The following is a 16,222-nucleotide window of genomic DNA, read 5'->3' on the forward strand; positions in this document are numbered from 1 at the left end:
TTCCTTTTCACTATTCGATAATTACTCACTGCGCCGCATCCGCCGCCAGATCGCCGTCGATCTTGCGGGCATAGCCGCGCGGGGTGAACATCCGCGGACCTTCGCCCAGCTGCGCCAGCCGCGAATTGCTCGACCCGACCAGAACCAGCGTCAGCATATCGACCTCGTCCACGTCCAGTTCGTCCAGCCGCCGATAACGCACATGTTCCTCGGCCCGCCCAAGGGACGAGGCCAGCATGACAGGCGTGTCCGCCGGACGATGCTGCAACAGGATATCGCGCGCCTCGGCCAGCAAGGTGCGCCGCGTCTTCGATACCGGATTATAAAAGGCAATCACGAAATCGCCCTCCGCCGCCGCCTTCAGACGTCGCAGGATATCGTCGCGCGGCGTCAACAGATCGCTCAGCGAAATGGTACAGAAATCATGCCCCAACGGCGCGCCCGCCCGTGCCGCCGCGCCCTGCAACGCCGAAATCCCCGGCGAACAAACCACATCGACCCGGTGCGCCGCATCGCTGACCCCGTGTTCGTCCGGGCCCCGATCCAGTAATTCGAACACCAGCGCTCCCATGGCATAGATCCCCGCGTCGCCGGAACAGACCAGCGCCACATTGTGCCCCTCGGCCGCGCGTTCCAGCGCATAACGGCAACGCGCCTCTTCTCCGCCCAGTGGGAAATCCGACCGGGTCTTGCCTGCGGCCAGCGGTCCCAGCAGGTCGATATAGAGCCCATATCCGACCAATTCCTCGGCCTCGGCCACCAGCCTGGATACTTCCGGCGTCCGCCAGGACGCCTGCCCCGGACCGATGCCCACCACGCTCAGCCGCCCGCGCGCCCGGCCCGGCAAACCGGTAATCGGCGCCTCGGCCCGCGCCAGCGCACAGGTGCAATTGGCCGTCTTCACCTTCTCGGTCACCAACACGCCACCACAGGCCAGCGCGGCCCCTTCGCTGACCCCATGACAGCCGACCTCGGCAAAGACCACGTCGGACGGGTTCGGCACCTCCTGCGCTTCCAGCTCGGCGGCAGTGAACAGCCGCAGCGGCACGCCCAGCCGCTGCGCCACCGCGTTCATCGCCGGCTCATCCGCCTTCAGGTCGATCGAGGCGACACAACCCACCGCCCCCGGCGCAACCCCGGCCTTGTCCAACGTTTCGCAAACCAAGGCCCACATTTCTTCCGGATCGGCATTGCGGGCACAGCCCAAGCCCAGCGCATATCGCTGCGGCCGGTAAACCAGCCGCTTTTCGCCCGTCGCCTCGGGCGCCTCGCTGATCACCAGCTCGACCCCGCTACCGGTCTCTGCGATATCGAAAATATTCGGCCCGGTCACCGACACGCCCGCGCCCGACAGCAGTTCCGCCATAGCACCCTTGGCGTCTTGCGGATTGTCCAGCCGATAGCCCAGCGGCGGTTCGTCCAGCGCCACCCCCAGCGCCACATCGCCCGCCGTGGTCACCGCCGCGACGGCCCCAAGTGCCGTTGCGATTTCCGTCGCCAACCGGTTCGCGCCGCGATGCCCGCCCAACAGCGGCACCACCACCGAACCGTCATCGGACACCGACACCACCGGCGGTTCCGCCCGCTTGTCTGACAGCAACGGTGCCACCGCGCGGATCAGGATACCGCTTGCGCAGACCCCAACCACCGGCACCCCGGCGGCAAACAAATCGCGCACGTGATCCAGCGCATTGGCAAAATAGGCATCCGCCCGCGTCACACGCCCCTCGCGCCCATGCAGCGCGGCACCGACGGCATCCGCCACGTTCCGCGCCACGGCTTCGCCTGACGCATTCAGCACCAGAACAACAGGTTTCACAGCCATGGGTCGCCCCCTTTCACCAACAGGATCATTGAAAAATACGGTGCCCGATCAGGCGCCACGGCCAACGGGCACACGACCTCGTCCGGCAGGCTGGCCCGTTCGACATAGGTTGCCTTGCCGGTCAGGCCCAGCGCCGCGATCACGCCGCGAATCTTGGCCAGATGCCGGCCCACCTTCATGATCGCCACGCTTTCCGCGCCTTCGATCCGGGCACGCAGCTCGGCCTCGGGCAACGGGCCGGGCAACACGGTCAGCCGTTCGTTGCGCGCCGCCAGAGGCAGCCCGGCGCGCGCGGCACAAGCGGCGATGCTGGTCACGCCCGGCACCACCTCAACCTCGAACCGGTCGGCCAGCCGGGCAAAAATATACATGAACGACCCATAGAAGAACGGATCGCCCTCGCACAGGCAAACCACGTCTTCGCCCGCCTCCAGCGCCTGCGCGATCTCCGCCGCGCCCTTGTCATAGGCCGCCTGCGCCGGGCCGCGTTCCACCGTCATCGGCACATCCATCACGATCTCGCGGGCATCCGCCGGAATCGCCGCCGCCGCGATGGCGCGGGCGAAACTGGCGCCTCCGGCCAGCGCCGGATAGGCAACCACGCGGGCCTGCGATACCAGCCGGTGCGCCCGCAGCGTCATCAGCTCGGGATCCCCCGGCCCCAAGCCGATACCGTATAGCTTACCGGCCATATCCTGCCCCCAGCTCTTTCATCGTTCCCCAAATACTCGCGCCGGAGACGTCCTGCACCTGCCCCCCGCTCATCGCTTGATCAGGCTCCACTGCGTCACCGGCATCAGAGGCCGCCAGCCGGTACGCGATCCCACCGGTTCGGCCCTTTGCACTTGTATCTTCACCAATTGGCCGCCGAATTCCGCGTGCAGCGCCACCAGCACCGCCTCGCTTTCCAGCGTTACCGCATTGGCCACCAACCGCCCCAGCGGGCGCAATGCGGCCCAGGCTGCCTCGAACACTTCGCGGCTCAACCCGCCGCCAATAAACACCGCGTCGGGCGCCTCCAGCCCGGCCAGGGCCTGCGGCACCTTGCCGTCAATCAGTTGCAGCTTCGGCGTGCCCAAAGCCAGGGCATTGGCCGCCGCCATCGCGCGGCGATCGGCGCGTGGCTCAATCCCGATGGCGCGGGCATAGCGTGCCCCGCGCATCCATTCCACGGCCACCGATCCGCAGCCGGTGCCGATATCCCACAGCAATGCCCCGCGCATCGGCATCAGCTTGGCCAGCGTTGCCGCGCGGACCTCTTGTTTGGTCATGGTGCCGTCATGCTGAAACAGGTCATCGGCCAGACCCGGCACCCGCGGCAGCAGCGCAGCATCGGGCGCGGCAATGCACTCCACCGCCAGCGTGTTGAACTCCGGCACCGTATGATCCCAGCTTTCGGCCACTCCGTCGAACCGCGCCTCCTGCTCTCCGCCCATATTGGCCAGCACCGTCATCTTCGACCGGCCGAACCCCCGCGCGGTCAGAAACGCCGCGATCTGCCCCGGTGTTGCCGCCCCGGTGGTCAGGATCAGCAACCGCGCATCGGGTTGGATGAAGGCGATCATCTGCTCAACGGGTCTGCCATGTACGGTCAGCGTTTCGACATCGGCCAGGCTCCACCCCATCCGGGCGGCCGCCAACTGAAACGCCGACAGCTGTGGATGAAAGACGATTTCGTGCGGATCAATCGACCGCCCGATCCGCGCCCCGACCGAAAACCACAAGGGATCGCCGGTGGCCAACACCACCACGCGTCGCCCTTGCATCGCTTTCAGCATGTCGATCAGCGCATCGAAGGGCGACGGCCATGCGACCCGCTTGGCCGTCACCGCACTCGACAGGTCATGATGCCGGTCGCCGCCGACAATCACCTCTGCCGCTTCCACCACTGCACGGGTGGCTGGCAACAGCCCGTCCATGCCGTCTTCGCCGATACCGACAATATGCAACCAGGGGTCAGACATAAGCACGTCCCGTTTCATCATTTTCAAAATATTCACATTGAGGCCGCATCACGCCTCCTCCGGCAGACCGGCGGCCAGCACATTCACCGCCGCCGACGCGATTGCCGAACCGCCGCGCCGCCCGCGCAGGGCCACGAAATCGCATCCGCGCGGGCGCTCGGCCAATTCCGCCTTGCTTTCCGCCGCGCCCACGAACCCGACCGGAAAGCCCAGGATCAGCGCCGGTTTCGGCGCGCCCTGATCCAGCAGCTCCAGCAAGTGAAACAGCGCCGTCGGCGCATTGCCCACAGCAACCACAGCGCCGTCCAGCCGATCCGCCCACAGTTCCACCGCCGCAGCCGACCGGGTATTGCCAATCCCCGCCGCGATGCCCGGAACACGCGGATCGTTCAGCGTCACCACCACTTCGTTTTGGGCAGGCAGATACCGCCGGATGATCCCGGCCCCCACCATTTCGCAATCGCACAGCACTGGCGCACCGCGTTGCAACGCATCGCGCCCCGCCGCATAGGCATCCTCGGAAAACGCCAGCCGGTCGGCAATCTCGACCATGCCACAAGCATGGATCAGCCGGATCGCCATCGCCTGCATGCCCGGTTCGAACCGGTCCAGCCGTGCCTCTTTGCGCACCGTTGCAAAGGATTGCGCATAGATCGCCGAAGGGGTCTTTTCATATGGGCGCATGGCGCTCGGTCTCCGTTATGGTCCGTCCCCCGGACCGGGGGAGGGACAGAAAGGGGGGCGATGCGAAAGCCAAAGCCCGAACTGGCTTTACGCTGTAATCAATGCCGGTGCTTGCGCGCGCTTTCAGGCCCCAGCGGGTGGTCGGCATGGGGATAGGCGGGATGCGCGTGATCATGGGAATGGTCATGGCCGTGATGATGATGCCCATGATCGTGATCATGTCCGTGTGCATGATCATGCCCGTGATCGTGGTGATGTCCGTGATCGTGGTGATGATGATGGTGATCCATCTCCAAACGGCATTCCCCGGTGCAGAACGTATCGCAAAGCGCGCAATCGGCCACGTTCGACCCCGGGGCGCTGGCGCCCTGACCTTCGACATGGTGATGATGGCTTTCCTGCACTGCGCCGACTTCGGCTTCGAACCCCAGAACCTGAGTGCGGTACTTACACAGGACACAGACCGCCGGTGGTACGGCGCCAAAGGCGGGATGCCCGGCCCGCTCTGCCGGGCTGATTCGCCGGACCTCGCCGTTTTCCATTGCCAGAACTTGCGTGCGATAGCCGCAAATCCCGCAATTGGGCGGCGGCACATCGCTTAACTGTTCCTTCACCCGCTCGGCAAAGGTTTCCAACACCTTGGGATGATCGTTCAGATAGCCCGCCTTGACGAACTGGATGTCGGTATGCTGTGCAGCGACCTGATCGGTGAAGCCGTAAATACGGTCGATCAGGATGCCGGTGAACAGGAAATAGGGGAACACGATGATCCGCTTGTAACCCAGCTTCGCCGCATGGCTCAGACAGGGTTCGACCAACGGGAACGTCACCCCGGAATAGCCCACTTCAAGCCAACCAAAGCCCATGCCTTCCTGCAACATGCGGGCAATCTTGGACACGTTACCATTGGCATCCGGGTCCGACGCACCGCGCCCGATCACCACCAGACAGGTCTCATGCAGCGGCACAGCGCCCAGCTCGGCATTGGCGCGCTCAACCGCCTCTTGTATCCGCGCACCTGCCGCAGCGATCATCTTGGGATCCACCCCCAATTCGCGGCCATAGGAAACGTCGATCCCGTGCTTGGTGGCATAGGTATTCAGCACTGTCGGGATATCGTTTTTCGCGTGCATCGCGGCAAACAGCATCCCCGGTACCGCCAGAATCCGGTCACAGCCTTTTTCCCGCAGCCGGTCCAGACCGTCGCGGATCACCGGGTTGGCGAATTCCAGATAGCCGTATTCCACGTCCCAATCGTCCGGCAGCAAAGCGGGAAGTTTTTCCGCCAGCACGCTGAATTCGTCCACGGCCGCTTGGCTGCGGGACCCGTGGCCGCAGATCATCACTCCGATTTTTGTCATTGCTCAGGCTTCCTGAAGCTCTTCGTCGGACGCCTCTTCAGCCTCATCCGTTTCGGATTCGGCTGCGGACTTGCCCTTCAACCCGGCCCAAAGGCCGATCGCGATGGCGGCCCCGATGGCGGCCCCAGCCAACCAATGCCCGTGGCCTGCAACTTCGGCCAGATGACCCGGATGCGCCGCGGCCTGACCGGCCCAGACGATGGCCGCAATTGTGTAGAAAGCTTTCATATCTCTCCCCTGTTTCTTCAACCTGTCGAAGAGAGGATGCCATTGCAGGCACCTGACGACGCTTGTCCCTGATCCCCTGATTGGGTCGATCGCACAAGCCCACCTCTCCGGCCCGCCATGGGGCTTCGTCGGCGATAGTTATAATCGTCCCGGTCCGAGAGTTGCAATTGCGGAAACGTCACAGCGACCGTGAATTGCGACCCAACACTGCCGCAATGTGCGCAAACGCAACCATTCTGCGCATTGCTGCCCGTTTTCGTGCGCGCCTATCCCGCCTAGGTAAGTGTCAGAAAAGGAGACGCAGAATGGGACAATTGATTAACGGCACATGGCACGACACCTGGTACGACACCGGCAAAACCGGCGGTGCCTTTGTGCGTTCCACCGCGTCTTTCCGCAACTGGATCACCGCAGACGGCAGCGCCGGTCCCAGCGGCGAAGCCGGGTTCAAAGCCGAATCGGGGCGCTATCACCTCTATGTTTCCTATGCCTGCCCCTGGGCCCATCGCACGCTGATTTTCCGCGCGCTGAAAAACCTGCAGGATCATATCGGCGTTTCGGTCGTGCATCCTGACATGCTGTCAGATGGCTGGACCTTCCAGACCGATTTCCCCGGCACCACCGGCGACCGGCTTTTTGCGCTTCCGTTCCTGCGTGACATCTACACCAGAACGAAGCCCGATATATCCGGACGGGTGACAGTCCCGGTCTTGTGGGACAAACAGACCGGAACCATCGTGTCGAATGAAAGTTCCGAAATCATCCGCATGTTGAATTCGGCCTTCAACGATCTGACCGGCAATCACGACGATTACTGGCCCGAAGATCTGCGCGCGGATATCGACCAAATCAATGAGCGCATCTATGACGACGTGAATAACGGCGTCTACAAGGCGGGTTTCGCCACCACTCAACCCGCCTATGACGCTGCTGTGGGACCGCTGTTCGACACTCTTGACTGGCTGGAACAGCGCCTTTCATCACATCGTTATCTGCTCGGCGATACCATCACCGAAGCCGACTGGCGGCTGTTCACCACCCTGATCCGCTTCGATCCGGTCTATCACCTGCATTTCAAATGCAATCGCAAACGGCTGATCGATTACCCCAATCTCTGGGCCTATACGCGCGAATTGTATCAATGGCACGGCGTCGCGGAAACCACCCGTTTCGATCATATCGTGCGGCACTATCACTACAGCCATGACGGCATCAATCCGCACCGGATCATCCCGATCAACCCGGTTCTGGACTATGCAGAGCCGCATGGGCGCGAAGCCTTATCGAAGATCGCCGCGCAGTAGGGGCCGACCATCACACGCCAATCCTGCACCGCAAACGCAGTCAGGATTGCCCCCTTCCTCCCTTCGGCTGTTGGCACGCAGCCCCCTTATGGTCGCTACCGGGCCCTTTTTCGCCTCTTCCCCGCTTGTGCTTTTCGCTCGAATCCGTTTTCTCTGCGCCAAAAGGAAGCGCATGAATGACCAGTTGGATAACGATCTGTGACACCTGCAAACGCGACGGCTGGGATGCCGCCACAGCGCCTTGCACGGATGGCGAAGCTCTGGCCGCAAAGATCGAGGTTTTGGCCGAAAGCAACCCGGATCTGCAAACCCGCCGGGTGTCCTGCCTGATGGGGTGCAGCCATGGCTGCAACATCGCCATTCAGGCAGAAGGCAAACTCAACTACACGCTGGGCCGGTTCGACCCCGAAGAGGAAGGTGCGGCGCAGGCCATCGTCGATTATGCCGCCCTGCACGCCCAAAGCGAAACCGGACAAGTTCCGTTCCGGCAATGGCCACAAGGGGTCAAAGGTCATTTCGTCACCCGTCACCCCCCTTTGCCAAAGGACAGCTGACATGACCGGGGTCAAGCGCGATCACGGCGGCGGGATAGATGCGGCAGCGGCCCGCTTTGGCGGCGCGCGCGCCGACTGGATCGACCTGTCGACCGGGATCAACCCGGTGCCTTATCCGGTCGCAGACATCCCCGATGGCGCATGGGCGGCGCTCCCTGATGCCGCAGCACAGCAGTCGCTGATCCGGGCGGCGAAATCGTTCTGGCAGGTCCCCGATGGTGCGGATATTCTGGCCGCCCCCGGCGCGTCCTCGCTGATCGCGCGCATTCCGGCGCTGTGCCCGCCCGGCACGGTCGACATTCCCGGCCCCACCTATAACGAACACGCCGCTGCCTTCACCGCCGAAGGCTGGCAAGTGTCGGACCAAACCCCCAATGCGCGGGTCGTGGTGCATCCGAACAATCCGACCGGCGATTGGCGGGACCGCGAAACCGGCGGTTATGACCTGCATGTGATCGACGAAAGCTTTTGCGATGTGGCCCCGGACCGGTCCCTGATCGACCGCGCCACCACCCCCGGCACGCTGATCCTGAAAAGCTTTGGCAAATTCTGGGGTCTGGCCGGGCTGCGGCTGGGCTTTGCCATCGGCGATCCCGCCCTGATCGCCCACCTGTCGCAGATGCTCGGCCCATGGCCGGTCGCCGGACCGGCGCTCAGCATCGGCACCCGCGCGCTGACCGATCCCGGCTGGGCAAACGCAACACGCCAACGGCTGAACGTGGACGCCGCGCGACTCGATACGCTGATGACCGGTGCCGGGGCGCAGCTTGCCGGTGGTACCCCGCTGTTCCGGCTTTACACGGTCGATCATGCCCAGGGCTGGCAGGACCGGTTGGCGCGGGCCCAAATCTGGACCCGCATCTTTCCCTATTCCGACAGTCTGATCCGGCTCGGCCTGCCCGCCCCGGATCAGTGGCCGCGACTGGAAGCAGCGCTATGACCCTGTTTCTGGCGATGCTGCTGGATGCGGCAATGGGCGAACCGAAATGGCTGTGGGCGCGGCTGCCGCATCCTGCCGTCTTGATGGGCCGCGCGGTCGGCTGGGCCGATCAGCGCTTCAATCGCGGCGCTCAGCGCCGGACAAACGGCATCGCCACGATGGCGGGGCTTGCCTGCGCAGCCCTGATGCTGGGCTGGCTTCTGTCCCTGTTCGGTCCGCTCGTCGAAATCGTTGTCGCCGCGATCCTGCTGGCCCAGCGGTCGCTTGTCGATCATGTCAAAGCTGTCGGCAACGCGCTGCGCCTGTCCGAAGGCGACGGCCGGATGAGCGTGGCGATGATCGTCGGGCGCGACACAAGCGACATGGACCGCCCCGCCATTGCCCGCGCTGCCATCGAAAGCGCCGCTGAAAATTTCTCCGATGGCGTGATCGCACCGATATTCTGGTATGCGCTCTTGGGCCTGCCCGGGCTGCTGTTGTATAAAATCACCAATACCGCCGACAGCATGATCGGCTACCGCACCCCCCGTCATGAAGATTTCGGCTGGGCCGCCGCCCGCTTTGACGACCTGTTAAACCTCGCCCCGGCCCGTTTGACCGCTGCGCTGATCGCGCTGACACATGGCGCGTTCCGCCATTGGCCCGCGATTGTGACCGAAGCGCGTCAGCACCGTTCACCCAATGCCGGTTGGCCCGAAGCGGCGATGGCCCGCGCGCTGAACGTCGCCCTGTCCGGCCCACGGTCCTATGATGGCGAACGCCGCGATTACCCTTATGTCCATCCCGAAGGCCGTAGAGATGCTGGCCCCGATGACATCGACGCCGCAACCCGCGCCCTGTGGCGCGTCTGGGCGGTGGTGCTGGCCGGGGTGTTAACCGCGACGGTCGTTGCGGCAGCGTTCTGACGGTTGCAGCAAGGGGCGATCCTGCTAGGTTGAGCGCAACCGTTTTCACGCCGAGGATTTCATGCGCTTTTCCCTCCCTGCCCTTCTTTTTGCCGCCAGCCTGTCCGGGCCGGTCCTCGCCCAAACCCCCTGCGGCGGCAGCTTTTCGGGATTTATCACCGGGCTGAAACAGGACGCGATGGCCATGGGTCATTCACAGGCCACGGTCGACGGGTTCTTCGCCAGCGTGCAGCAAGACCCCAAAGTGCTCGCCGCCGACCGCCGACAGGGCGTGTTCACGCTGGATTTCACCACCTTCGCCCGGCGGCTGATTTCGAAGAACCGGATGGATCACGGTCAGGCCAATGCCCGGAAATACAAATCCACCTTTGACCGGATCGAACGCGATTTCGGCGTCTCGCCCGGGGTTCTGCTGGCCTTCTGGGCGTTCGAAACCGATTACGGCGGGTTTCAGGGCGATTTCAACACCGCCAACGCGCTGGTGACGCTGGCGCATGATTGCCGTCGCCCACATCTGTTCCGGCCACAGATTTTCGCCGCGATCACCCTTTACGAACACGGCGATTTCGATCCCGCCCGCACCACCGGGGCCTGGGCCGGGGAAATCGGCATGGTACAGATGCTGCCCAAGGACATTCTGGAAAACGGCGTCGATGGCGATGGCGACGGGCATGTGTCGCTGAAAACATCGGCCCCTGACGCGCTGATGTCGGGTGCCAAGATGCTGCAACATCTGGGCTGGCGCGCCGGTGAACCGTGGTTGCAGGAAGTCCGGGTTCCGGACCAAATGGACTGGTCGCTCAGCGGCACCGATACCGCCCTGCCGCTGTCGCAATGGCAGGCAATGGGGGTGCAGCCGCGCTCGGGCCAATGGCAGGCCCCAGGACTGCCCGCGAAACTGATCCTGCCGCAGGGACGCCACGGTCCGGCTTTCATCGCCTATCCAAATTTCGACATCTATTTCGAATGGAACCAAAGCTTTACCTATGTTCTGACCGCAGCCTATTTTGGCACCCGCCTGATGGGCGCGCCGGTATTCGATGCGGGCAACCCCGACCCGGTTCTGTCCAGCGCACAGATGAAGCAGCTCCAGAAAAAACTCGCCAGTCGCGGCTATGACGTGGGCAAGATCGACGGCATTCTTGGCGCCGGCACCCGCGCTGCGGTGCAGGCGGAACAAAAACGGCTGGGCCTGCCGGCGGATGCCTGGCCCAGCACAGACCTGCTGGGGAAACTCTGATGCAACCGACCACTGCCCAACTTGCCGCCGCGATGGATCATATCCGCGCCGCGCCGCGTGACGATGCTCCGATTGAAATGCTGTGCCGCCGCCCCGGTTACGGGAAACGCGACTTCCTGCCGGAACTGACCCTGACCGTCGATCAGGGCATTCCCGGCGACCGCTGGACGACATCGCCCTGGATGAAGCTGGCAGACGGCAGCCCCGATCCGCGCATTCAGGTGTCTATCCTGCCCAGCCGGGTGTTAAACGCGGTCTGGCTGGACCGGGACACCCAGCCCCATCCGGGCGACCCCATCATCGCCGATCTGGACTGTTCCTATGCCAATCTTCCGGTCGGCAGCCGGGTGCAGGCAGGCACGGCGGTGCTGGAAGTCTCGGACGTGTTCAACGACGCCTGCGTGAAATGGAAAGCCCGCTATGGCGCGGCGGCCAAGGATTGGATCACCGAGCGCGAAAACGTCCACCTGCGGCTGCGCGGGTTGCTGTGCAGGATCGTGCAGGACGGCGTGGTGACGCTGGAGGACCGGCTGAGGAAGCTCTGACAAACAGGACGGTGGACGGGGTGGTGTTGCCGCGCGGCGGCGACGGGTGGCGACCCCGTCACGCCACCAGCTGTTCGGCCTTCTTCAGATCGACGCTGACCAGCTGGCTAACGCCCTGCTCCTGCATCGTCACGCCGAACAACCGGTCCATCCGCGCCATCGTCACCGCGTGGTGGGTGATGATCAGGAACCGGGTTTCGGTGCGGCGGCACATTTCGTCCAGCAGGTCGCAGAACCGGGTCACGTTGGCATCATCCAGCGGCGCATCGACCTCGTCCAACACACAGATCGGGGCCGGGTTGGCCAGGAACACTGCAAAGATCAGCGCCATCGCGGTCAGTGTCTGTTCGCCCCCCGACAGCAGCGACAGGGTCGACAGTTTCTTGCCCGGCGGCTGGCACATGATTTCCAGCCCGGCATCCAGCGGATCGTCGCTTTCGACCAGCACCAGATTGGCTTCACCACCGCCGAACAGATGCCGGAACAACAGACCAAAATTGCTGTTCACCTGCTCAAACGCGGTCAACAGCCGTTCGCGGCCTTCGCGGTTCAGGCTGGCAATGCCTGTCCGCAGCGCCTTGATCGCCTCTTCCAGATCGGATTTTTCGGCAACCAGATTGCCGTGCTCTTCGCGCACTTCCAACGCGTCTTCCTCGGCCCGCAGGTTGACCGCGCCCAGCGCATCACGCTGGCGTTTCAACCGGTTCACATCCGCTTCGACGTGGTTGGCTTCGGGCATCGCGTCGGGATCAACATCGAGCTGTTCCAGCAGCTTTTCCGGTGTAGTCTGTTGGTCTTCCTCGATCCGTTCCACCGCATAGGCGACGGTTTCGCGGGCAGCATCGGCGCGGGCTTCCGACCGGGCGCGGGCTTCGCGCGCTTCGCTGGCCAACCGCTCGGCATCGCGTTCTGCCTGTTCGGCGGCGCGGAGATGGCTGTCGGCCTCGGCCAACACATCGCTGGCCTTTTGGCGGCGCTCTTCGGCCTCGGCAATCGCCTCGCCCAGTTCGTCGCGCTTGATACGGATCTCTTCCGGGGCCTCGCTGGCATCGCGCAGCTCTTCTTCGGAATCCAGCTTGCGCTCGGCCAATTCTGCGCTGCGCTTCTCGGCGGTTTCCAGACGGTGTTTCCAGCCGCTGATTTCCTTGGTCACTTCCTGACTGCGGCGCAGCCGTGCCTCGCCTTCGCGGCGCACTTCATCATGGCCGGACCGTTTGGTCATCATGGTCAGGCGCGCCGCTTCGACCGTCATCTTGACGTCTTCGACCGCCGCGCGGGCCTGATCCAGATCGTCCAGATCATCAATCGCGCGTTCCGCCTCTAACACCCGGGCGCGGGATTCGGTGGCTTCGTCTTCGTGCCGCGTCACCGCCAGCCCCAGCGATTCCAGCCGCGAGGCCGTCAGGTTGCGATCCGCCTCGGCCCGCGACAGCTTGCGGCTGGCCTCGTTCACCAAACGGTCGGCGTCGCGGCGGGCCTGCCGCGCGGCCTGATCGGCGCGGGTCAGATCGGCCAGGCGTGCGCTCAGCGCTTCATGCGCCTGCCGCGCCGCTTCGGCGCGTGTATTGGCGTGTTCGCTTTGCTGTTTCAATTCTTCCAGACGGTTCAACTGCTGCAAGCGCAGCGCCGCCGCCGAAGGCGCATCTTCGGCCCAGGCCCGGAACCCGTCCCAGCGCCACAAATCACCCTCCACCGACACCAGCCGCTGACCGGGCTGCAACAGCGGCTGCAACCGGGCTGCGTCTTCGGGGTCGATCAGCCCGATCTGCGCCATTCGCCGGGCCAGAACGTCGGGCACCGAAACATGCTGCGACAGCGCCGTGACACCAGCGGGTAAGGATTGCGTGGCGTCGTAATCGGGCAATTCGGTCCAGCCCGACGGCCCGTCTTCGTCCACCTGCGGTGCCCGCAGATCGTCGGCCAGCGCCGCGCCAAGCGCCTTTTCAAAGCCCATTTCGACCTGCAACCGGTCAAGGATCTGACCGCCTTCGGCAGTGTCGCGCTCCAGCAGCTTGGCCAGCGCCGTCACCTCGGCCCGCAACGCGTTCAATTCGCCTTCTGCCTCGGACCGTTCGCCACGCACATCGGCTTCGCGCGACTGGGTTTCGGCGCGGGCGGTTTCGGCCTCCATAAGGGTTTCTTCGGCATGTTCCGCCGTGGCCAGCGCCAGTTCTTCTTCTTCCTGCGCCTGCTCGAACCGGGTTTCCGCCTCGGTCAGCGCCGATTGCGCAGTCGCCACTGCTTCACGCGCCTTGACCGCCTCGGCCTCTGACCGGGCCAGGGTTTTGCGATTGTCATCCAGCAGCCGCTGCGCCGATTGATGCCGGGCGGCCAGACGCGCCACGTCTTCAGTCTGCTGCGACAGGTCGGCTTCGCGGTCCTGCAACACGCTGGCGGCTTCGCGCGCCGCTTCGGCTGCCGTTTCCAACCGTTCGTCATGGCCTTCGCTGGCCTTTTTCAGCTCGCGCGCTTCCCATTCCAGCCGGTCGATGGTTTCGCCCGCATCGCGGTTCAACCCGGCTTCGCGCTCGATATCCTTGGCCAGTTGCAGAATGCGGTTCTTCAGCGTCTCAATGGTCTGCAACGCCTGGCTTTCCTGATCGCGCAGCGAATCGCGCTGGACTTCCAGCCGCTGCAACACGGCTGCCGCGATCGCTTCTTCTTCACGCAACGGCGGCAGCGCATCGTCCTTGGCCTGCCGGTCCTTGGCCGCCTGCCGGGCAAGCGTTTCAGCCTGAGCGGCAGCGGTGACGCGGCTGCGCAATTCTTCTTCGGCCAACAACCGCGCCTCGTCCGCTTCACGCCAGCGACGATATAACAGCATGCCTTCGGCCTTGCGCAGTTCTTCCCCAATGGCGCGATACCGCGCCGCCTGCCGCGCCTGCCGGTCCAGTTGCGCCAGTTGGCTGGCCAACTGATCGACCACGTCATCGACCCGGGACAGGTTCTGCTCGGCACCTTTCAGTTTCAGCTCGGCCTCGTGGCGGCGTTGATACAGGCCGGAAATCCCCGCCGCTTCTTCCAGGATGCGGCGGCGGCTTTTCGGCTTAGCGTTGATCAGCTCGGAAATCTGCCCCTGCCGCACCAGCGCGGGCGAATGTGCCCCGGTCGAGGCATCGGCGAACAGCATCTGCACATCGCGGGCGCGGACATCCTTGCTGTTCACCTTATAGGCGCTACCGACATCGCGGGTGATGCGGCGAATGATTTCCAACTGGTCTTCGTCATTGAAACCGGCCGGGGCCAGACGGTCGGAATTGTCGATGATCAGGCCGACCTCGGCAAAGTTGCGGGCGGGCCGTGACGACGCCCCGGCAAAGATCACATCCTCCATGCCACCGCCGCGCATCGCCTTGGGCCGGTTTTCCCCCATCACCCAGCGCAGCGCTTCCAGCAGGTTGGACTTGCCGCAACCATTCGGCCCGACAACCCCGGTCAGACCGTCCTTGATCATCAGATCGGTCGGATCGACAAAGCTTTTAAAGCCGGTCAGTCTGAGTCGGGTGAAAAGCAAAATGCGCCTGTCTACTGATTCCAGAGTGACCTTGATCCTGTGTCGGCCCGGGTCGCTGAGTCAATGAAAACACCCTCCATCTGGGCCAATACCCCCAGTTATCCACAAGATATTGCGGATTTTCATTCATATTGAGGTCCAAATATGTCGCAAACCAGCCGGTGCAATGCGCAAACGCGCTTGACCGGGGGGCTGCGACCGGGCCAAGTAGGCATCGTATGGTTCCCAATCTGCGGCGCAAAGCGTCCAGGGATCAAAAGGGAATGTGGAACGGGTGACCCAAGCCGGGACCTGCAGCCACAGCCGCCCCCGCGACTGTCAGCGGTGAGCGTTCGTCAATACCACTGGGCATAGCCCGGGAAGGTGGCAAACGCGATGACCCGCCAGCCAGGAGACCTGCCATGCGTGACAGAAACCCAACCCGTCGGGGATGACGGAACAGGAGATAAAAATATGCATATCGAACCCGGAATCGTGAATGGCGCGAAACTGCTGCTCAGCTATGGCACTGCGGCCGGCGCTGGCACCTATACGCTGAAACTGGGCTGGGACGCCTTGAAAGAACGTGGCCTTGCCTCGCTTGTCGCCCGCACCGGACTGGCCGCGTCTGCCGTCTTCACCTTCTTCCAGATCCTGCCGCATTTCCCGGTCGGCGTGTCCGAAGTCCACTTCATCCTTGGCTCGACCCTGTTCCTGCTGTTCGGTGCCGCACCGGCCGCCATCGGTCTGGCCCTCGGCCTGCTGATGCAGGGTCTGTTCTTTGCCCCGTTCGACCTGCCGCAATACGGCATGAACCTGACCACGATCCTGGTGCCGCTGTTTGCGCTGCAACTGCTGGCCAAGCGGGTCATCGCCCCCGATACCGCCTATGTTGACCTGAAATATAGCCAGGCGCTGGCGCTTTCGACCGCCTATCAGGGCGGTGTGGTGGCCTGGGTCGCATTCTGGGCCTTCTACGGTCAGGGTTTCGGCGCTGCAAATCTGGCTGCCGTCGGCAGCTTCGGTGCCGCCTACATGCTCGTCGTGATCGTCGAACCGCTGGCCGATCTGGCTGTGCTGGGCGCTGCCAAATCGCTGCGCGGTCTGGCCGGGACCGGCCTGTTCACCCCGCGCCTGGTCAACGACGAAGCCTGATTTCGACCGTTTCAAGCGTTACGA

14 protein-coding genes and 1 riboswitch are annotated in these 16,222 nt (G+C 63.9%); of the genes, 7 read left to right on the forward strand and 7 right to left on the reverse strand.

The genetic code is table 11. The annotated features are described in order from the left end of the window. Positions 1–25 precede the first annotated feature (25 nt). From cobJ to VOI23_RS01565, 6 genes are all read right to left on the reverse strand, one after another. Positions 26–1,825, reverse strand: coding sequence for a precorrin-3B C(17)-methyltransferase (gene cobJ / locus VOI23_RS01540; protein ID WP_323780502.1), 1,800 nt, complete (start codon positions 1,823–1,825; stop codon positions 26–28). Beyond that, positions 1,816–2,517, reverse strand: a complete 702-nt coding sequence (gene cobI, locus VOI23_RS01545) for a precorrin-2 C(20)-methyltransferase (RefSeq protein WP_323780505.1) — start codon at positions 2,515–2,517, stop codon at positions 1,816–1,818. The genes cobJ and cobI overlap by 10 nt, the downstream gene beginning before the upstream one ends. 69 nt (positions 2,518–2,586) lie before the next feature. Beyond that, a complete protein-coding gene (cbiE, locus tag VOI23_RS01550) occupies positions 2,587–3,789 on the reverse strand; it encodes a precorrin-6y C5,15-methyltransferase (decarboxylating) subunit CbiE (protein WP_323780508.1) in 1,203 nt (400 codons plus the stop codon). 48 nt (positions 3,790–3,837) lie between these two features. Next, positions 3,838–4,473 (reverse strand): precorrin-8X methylmutase, encoded by a 636-nt coding sequence (locus tag VOI23_RS01555; protein WP_323780510.1) that lies wholly within the window; start codon positions 4,471–4,473, stop codon positions 3,838–3,840. 98 nt (positions 4,474–4,571) lie between these two features. Beyond that, on the reverse strand, positions 4,572–5,834 hold the full coding sequence (locus VOI23_RS01560; protein ID WP_323780513.1) for a sirohydrochlorin chelatase: 1,263 nt from the start codon (positions 5,832–5,834) through the stop codon (positions 4,572–4,574). A gap of 3 nt (positions 5,835–5,837) precedes the next feature. Beyond that, positions 5,838–6,062: a DUF6732 family protein gene (locus tag VOI23_RS01565; RefSeq protein WP_323780516.1), complete on the reverse strand. Its 225-nt coding sequence runs from the start codon at positions 6,060–6,062 to the stop codon at positions 5,838–5,840. Positions 6,063–6,367: 305 nt separating this feature from the next. Between VOI23_RS01565 and VOI23_RS01570 the strand changes: the two genes are divergently transcribed. The 6 genes from VOI23_RS01570 to VOI23_RS01595 all read left to right on the forward strand — a co-directional run bounded on the left by VOI23_RS01570 (position 6,368) and on the right by VOI23_RS01595 (position 11,550). Beyond that, positions 6,368–7,366 (forward strand): glutathione S-transferase family protein, encoded by a 999-nt coding sequence (locus tag VOI23_RS01570; protein WP_323780519.1) that lies wholly within the window; start codon positions 6,368–6,370, stop codon positions 7,364–7,366. 176 nt (positions 7,367–7,542) lie between these two features. After that, positions 7,543–7,920 (forward strand): DUF1636 domain-containing protein, encoded by a 378-nt coding sequence (locus VOI23_RS01575; RefSeq protein WP_323780522.1) that lies wholly within the window; start codon positions 7,543–7,545, stop codon positions 7,918–7,920. Between the two features lies 1 nt (position 7,921). Next, complete coding sequence (locus VOI23_RS01580) at positions 7,922–8,860, forward strand: threonine-phosphate decarboxylase (RefSeq protein WP_323780525.1); 939 nt, start codon at positions 7,922–7,924, stop codon at positions 8,858–8,860. Continuing rightward, on the forward strand, positions 8,857–9,765 hold the full coding sequence (cbiB, locus tag VOI23_RS01585) for an adenosylcobinamide-phosphate synthase CbiB (RefSeq protein WP_323780528.1): 909 nt from the start codon (positions 8,857–8,859) through the stop codon (positions 9,763–9,765). Before VOI23_RS01580 ends, cbiB begins: the two co-directional genes overlap by 4 nt. 61 nt (positions 9,766–9,826) lie before the next feature. Next, positions 9,827–11,005 (forward strand): lytic murein transglycosylase, encoded by a 1,179-nt coding sequence (locus VOI23_RS01590; protein ID WP_323780530.1) that lies wholly within the window; start codon positions 9,827–9,829, stop codon positions 11,003–11,005. Then, positions 11,005–11,550 carry a hypothetical protein gene (locus VOI23_RS01595; RefSeq protein WP_323780533.1) on the forward strand — a complete coding sequence of 182 codons (546 nt, stop codon included), beginning with the start codon at positions 11,005–11,007 and terminating at the stop codon, positions 11,548–11,550. The genes VOI23_RS01590 and VOI23_RS01595 overlap by 1 nt, the downstream gene beginning before the upstream one ends. Positions 11,551–11,608: 58 nt before the next feature. On the opposite strand, the gene smc is transcribed toward VOI23_RS01595, so the two are convergent. Beyond that, the gene (gene smc / locus VOI23_RS01600; protein ID WP_323780536.1) at positions 11,609–15,064 is read right to left on the reverse strand and encodes a chromosome segregation protein SMC; all 3,456 of its coding nucleotides are present in this window, start codon (positions 15,062–15,064) and stop codon (positions 11,609–11,611) included. Positions 15,065–15,266: 202 nt separating this feature from the next. Then, a riboswitch (cobalamin riboswitch) is annotated at positions 15,267–15,483 on the forward strand. A 34-nt stretch (positions 15,484–15,517) separates the two neighbouring features. Between smc and VOI23_RS01605 the strand changes: the two genes are divergently transcribed. After that, complete coding sequence (locus VOI23_RS01605) at positions 15,518–16,198, forward strand: energy-coupling factor ABC transporter permease (protein ID WP_323780538.1); 681 nt, start codon at positions 15,518–15,520, stop codon at positions 16,196–16,198. Positions 16,199–16,222 lie beyond the last annotated feature (24 nt).

The sequence above is a fragment of the Thalassovita sp. genome, from assembly GCF_034670005.1.
Classification (GTDB): Bacteria; Pseudomonadota; Alphaproteobacteria; order Rhodobacterales; family Rhodobacteraceae; genus Thalassobius.

Coding starts and splice junctions, on each gene's coding strand:
- VOI23_RS01580 (WP_323780525.1), top strand. CDS start 7,922: ATGACCGGGGTCAAGCGCGATCACGGCGGCGGGATAGATGCGGCAGCG.
- cbiE (WP_323780508.1), bottom strand. CDS start 3,789: ATGTCTGACCCCTGGTTGCATATTGTCGGTATCGGCGAAGACGGCATG.
- VOI23_RS01570 (WP_323780519.1), top strand. CDS start 6,368: ATGGGACAATTGATTAACGGCACATGGCACGACACCTGGTACGACACC.
- cbiB (WP_323780528.1), top strand. CDS start 8,857: ATGACCCTGTTTCTGGCGATGCTGCTGGATGCGGCAATGGGCGAACCG.
- VOI23_RS01555 (WP_323780510.1), bottom strand. CDS start 4,473: ATGCGCCCATATGAAAAGACCCCTTCGGCGATCTATGCGCAATCCTTT.
- cobI (WP_323780505.1), bottom strand. CDS start 2,517: ATGGCCGGTAAGCTATACGGTATCGGCTTGGGGCCGGGGGATCCCGAG.
- VOI23_RS01575 (WP_323780522.1), top strand. CDS start 7,543: ATGACCAGTTGGATAACGATCTGTGACACCTGCAAACGCGACGGCTGG.
- VOI23_RS01595 (WP_323780533.1), top strand. CDS start 11,005: ATGCAACCGACCACTGCCCAACTTGCCGCCGCGATGGATCATATCCGC.
- VOI23_RS01560 (WP_323780513.1), bottom strand. CDS start 5,834: ATGACAAAAATCGGAGTGATGATCTGCGGCCACGGGTCCCGCAGCCAA.
- VOI23_RS01590 (WP_323780530.1), top strand. CDS start 9,827: ATGCGCTTTTCCCTCCCTGCCCTTCTTTTTGCCGCCAGCCTGTCCGGG.
- VOI23_RS01565 (WP_323780516.1), bottom strand. CDS start 6,062: ATGAAAGCTTTCTACACAATTGCGGCCATCGTCTGGGCCGGTCAGGCC.
- cobJ (WP_323780502.1), bottom strand. CDS start 1,825: ATGGCTGTGAAACCTGTTGTTCTGGTGCTGAATGCGTCAGGCGAAGCC.
- VOI23_RS01605 (WP_323780538.1), top strand. CDS start 15,518: ATGCATATCGAACCCGGAATCGTGAATGGCGCGAAACTGCTGCTCAGC.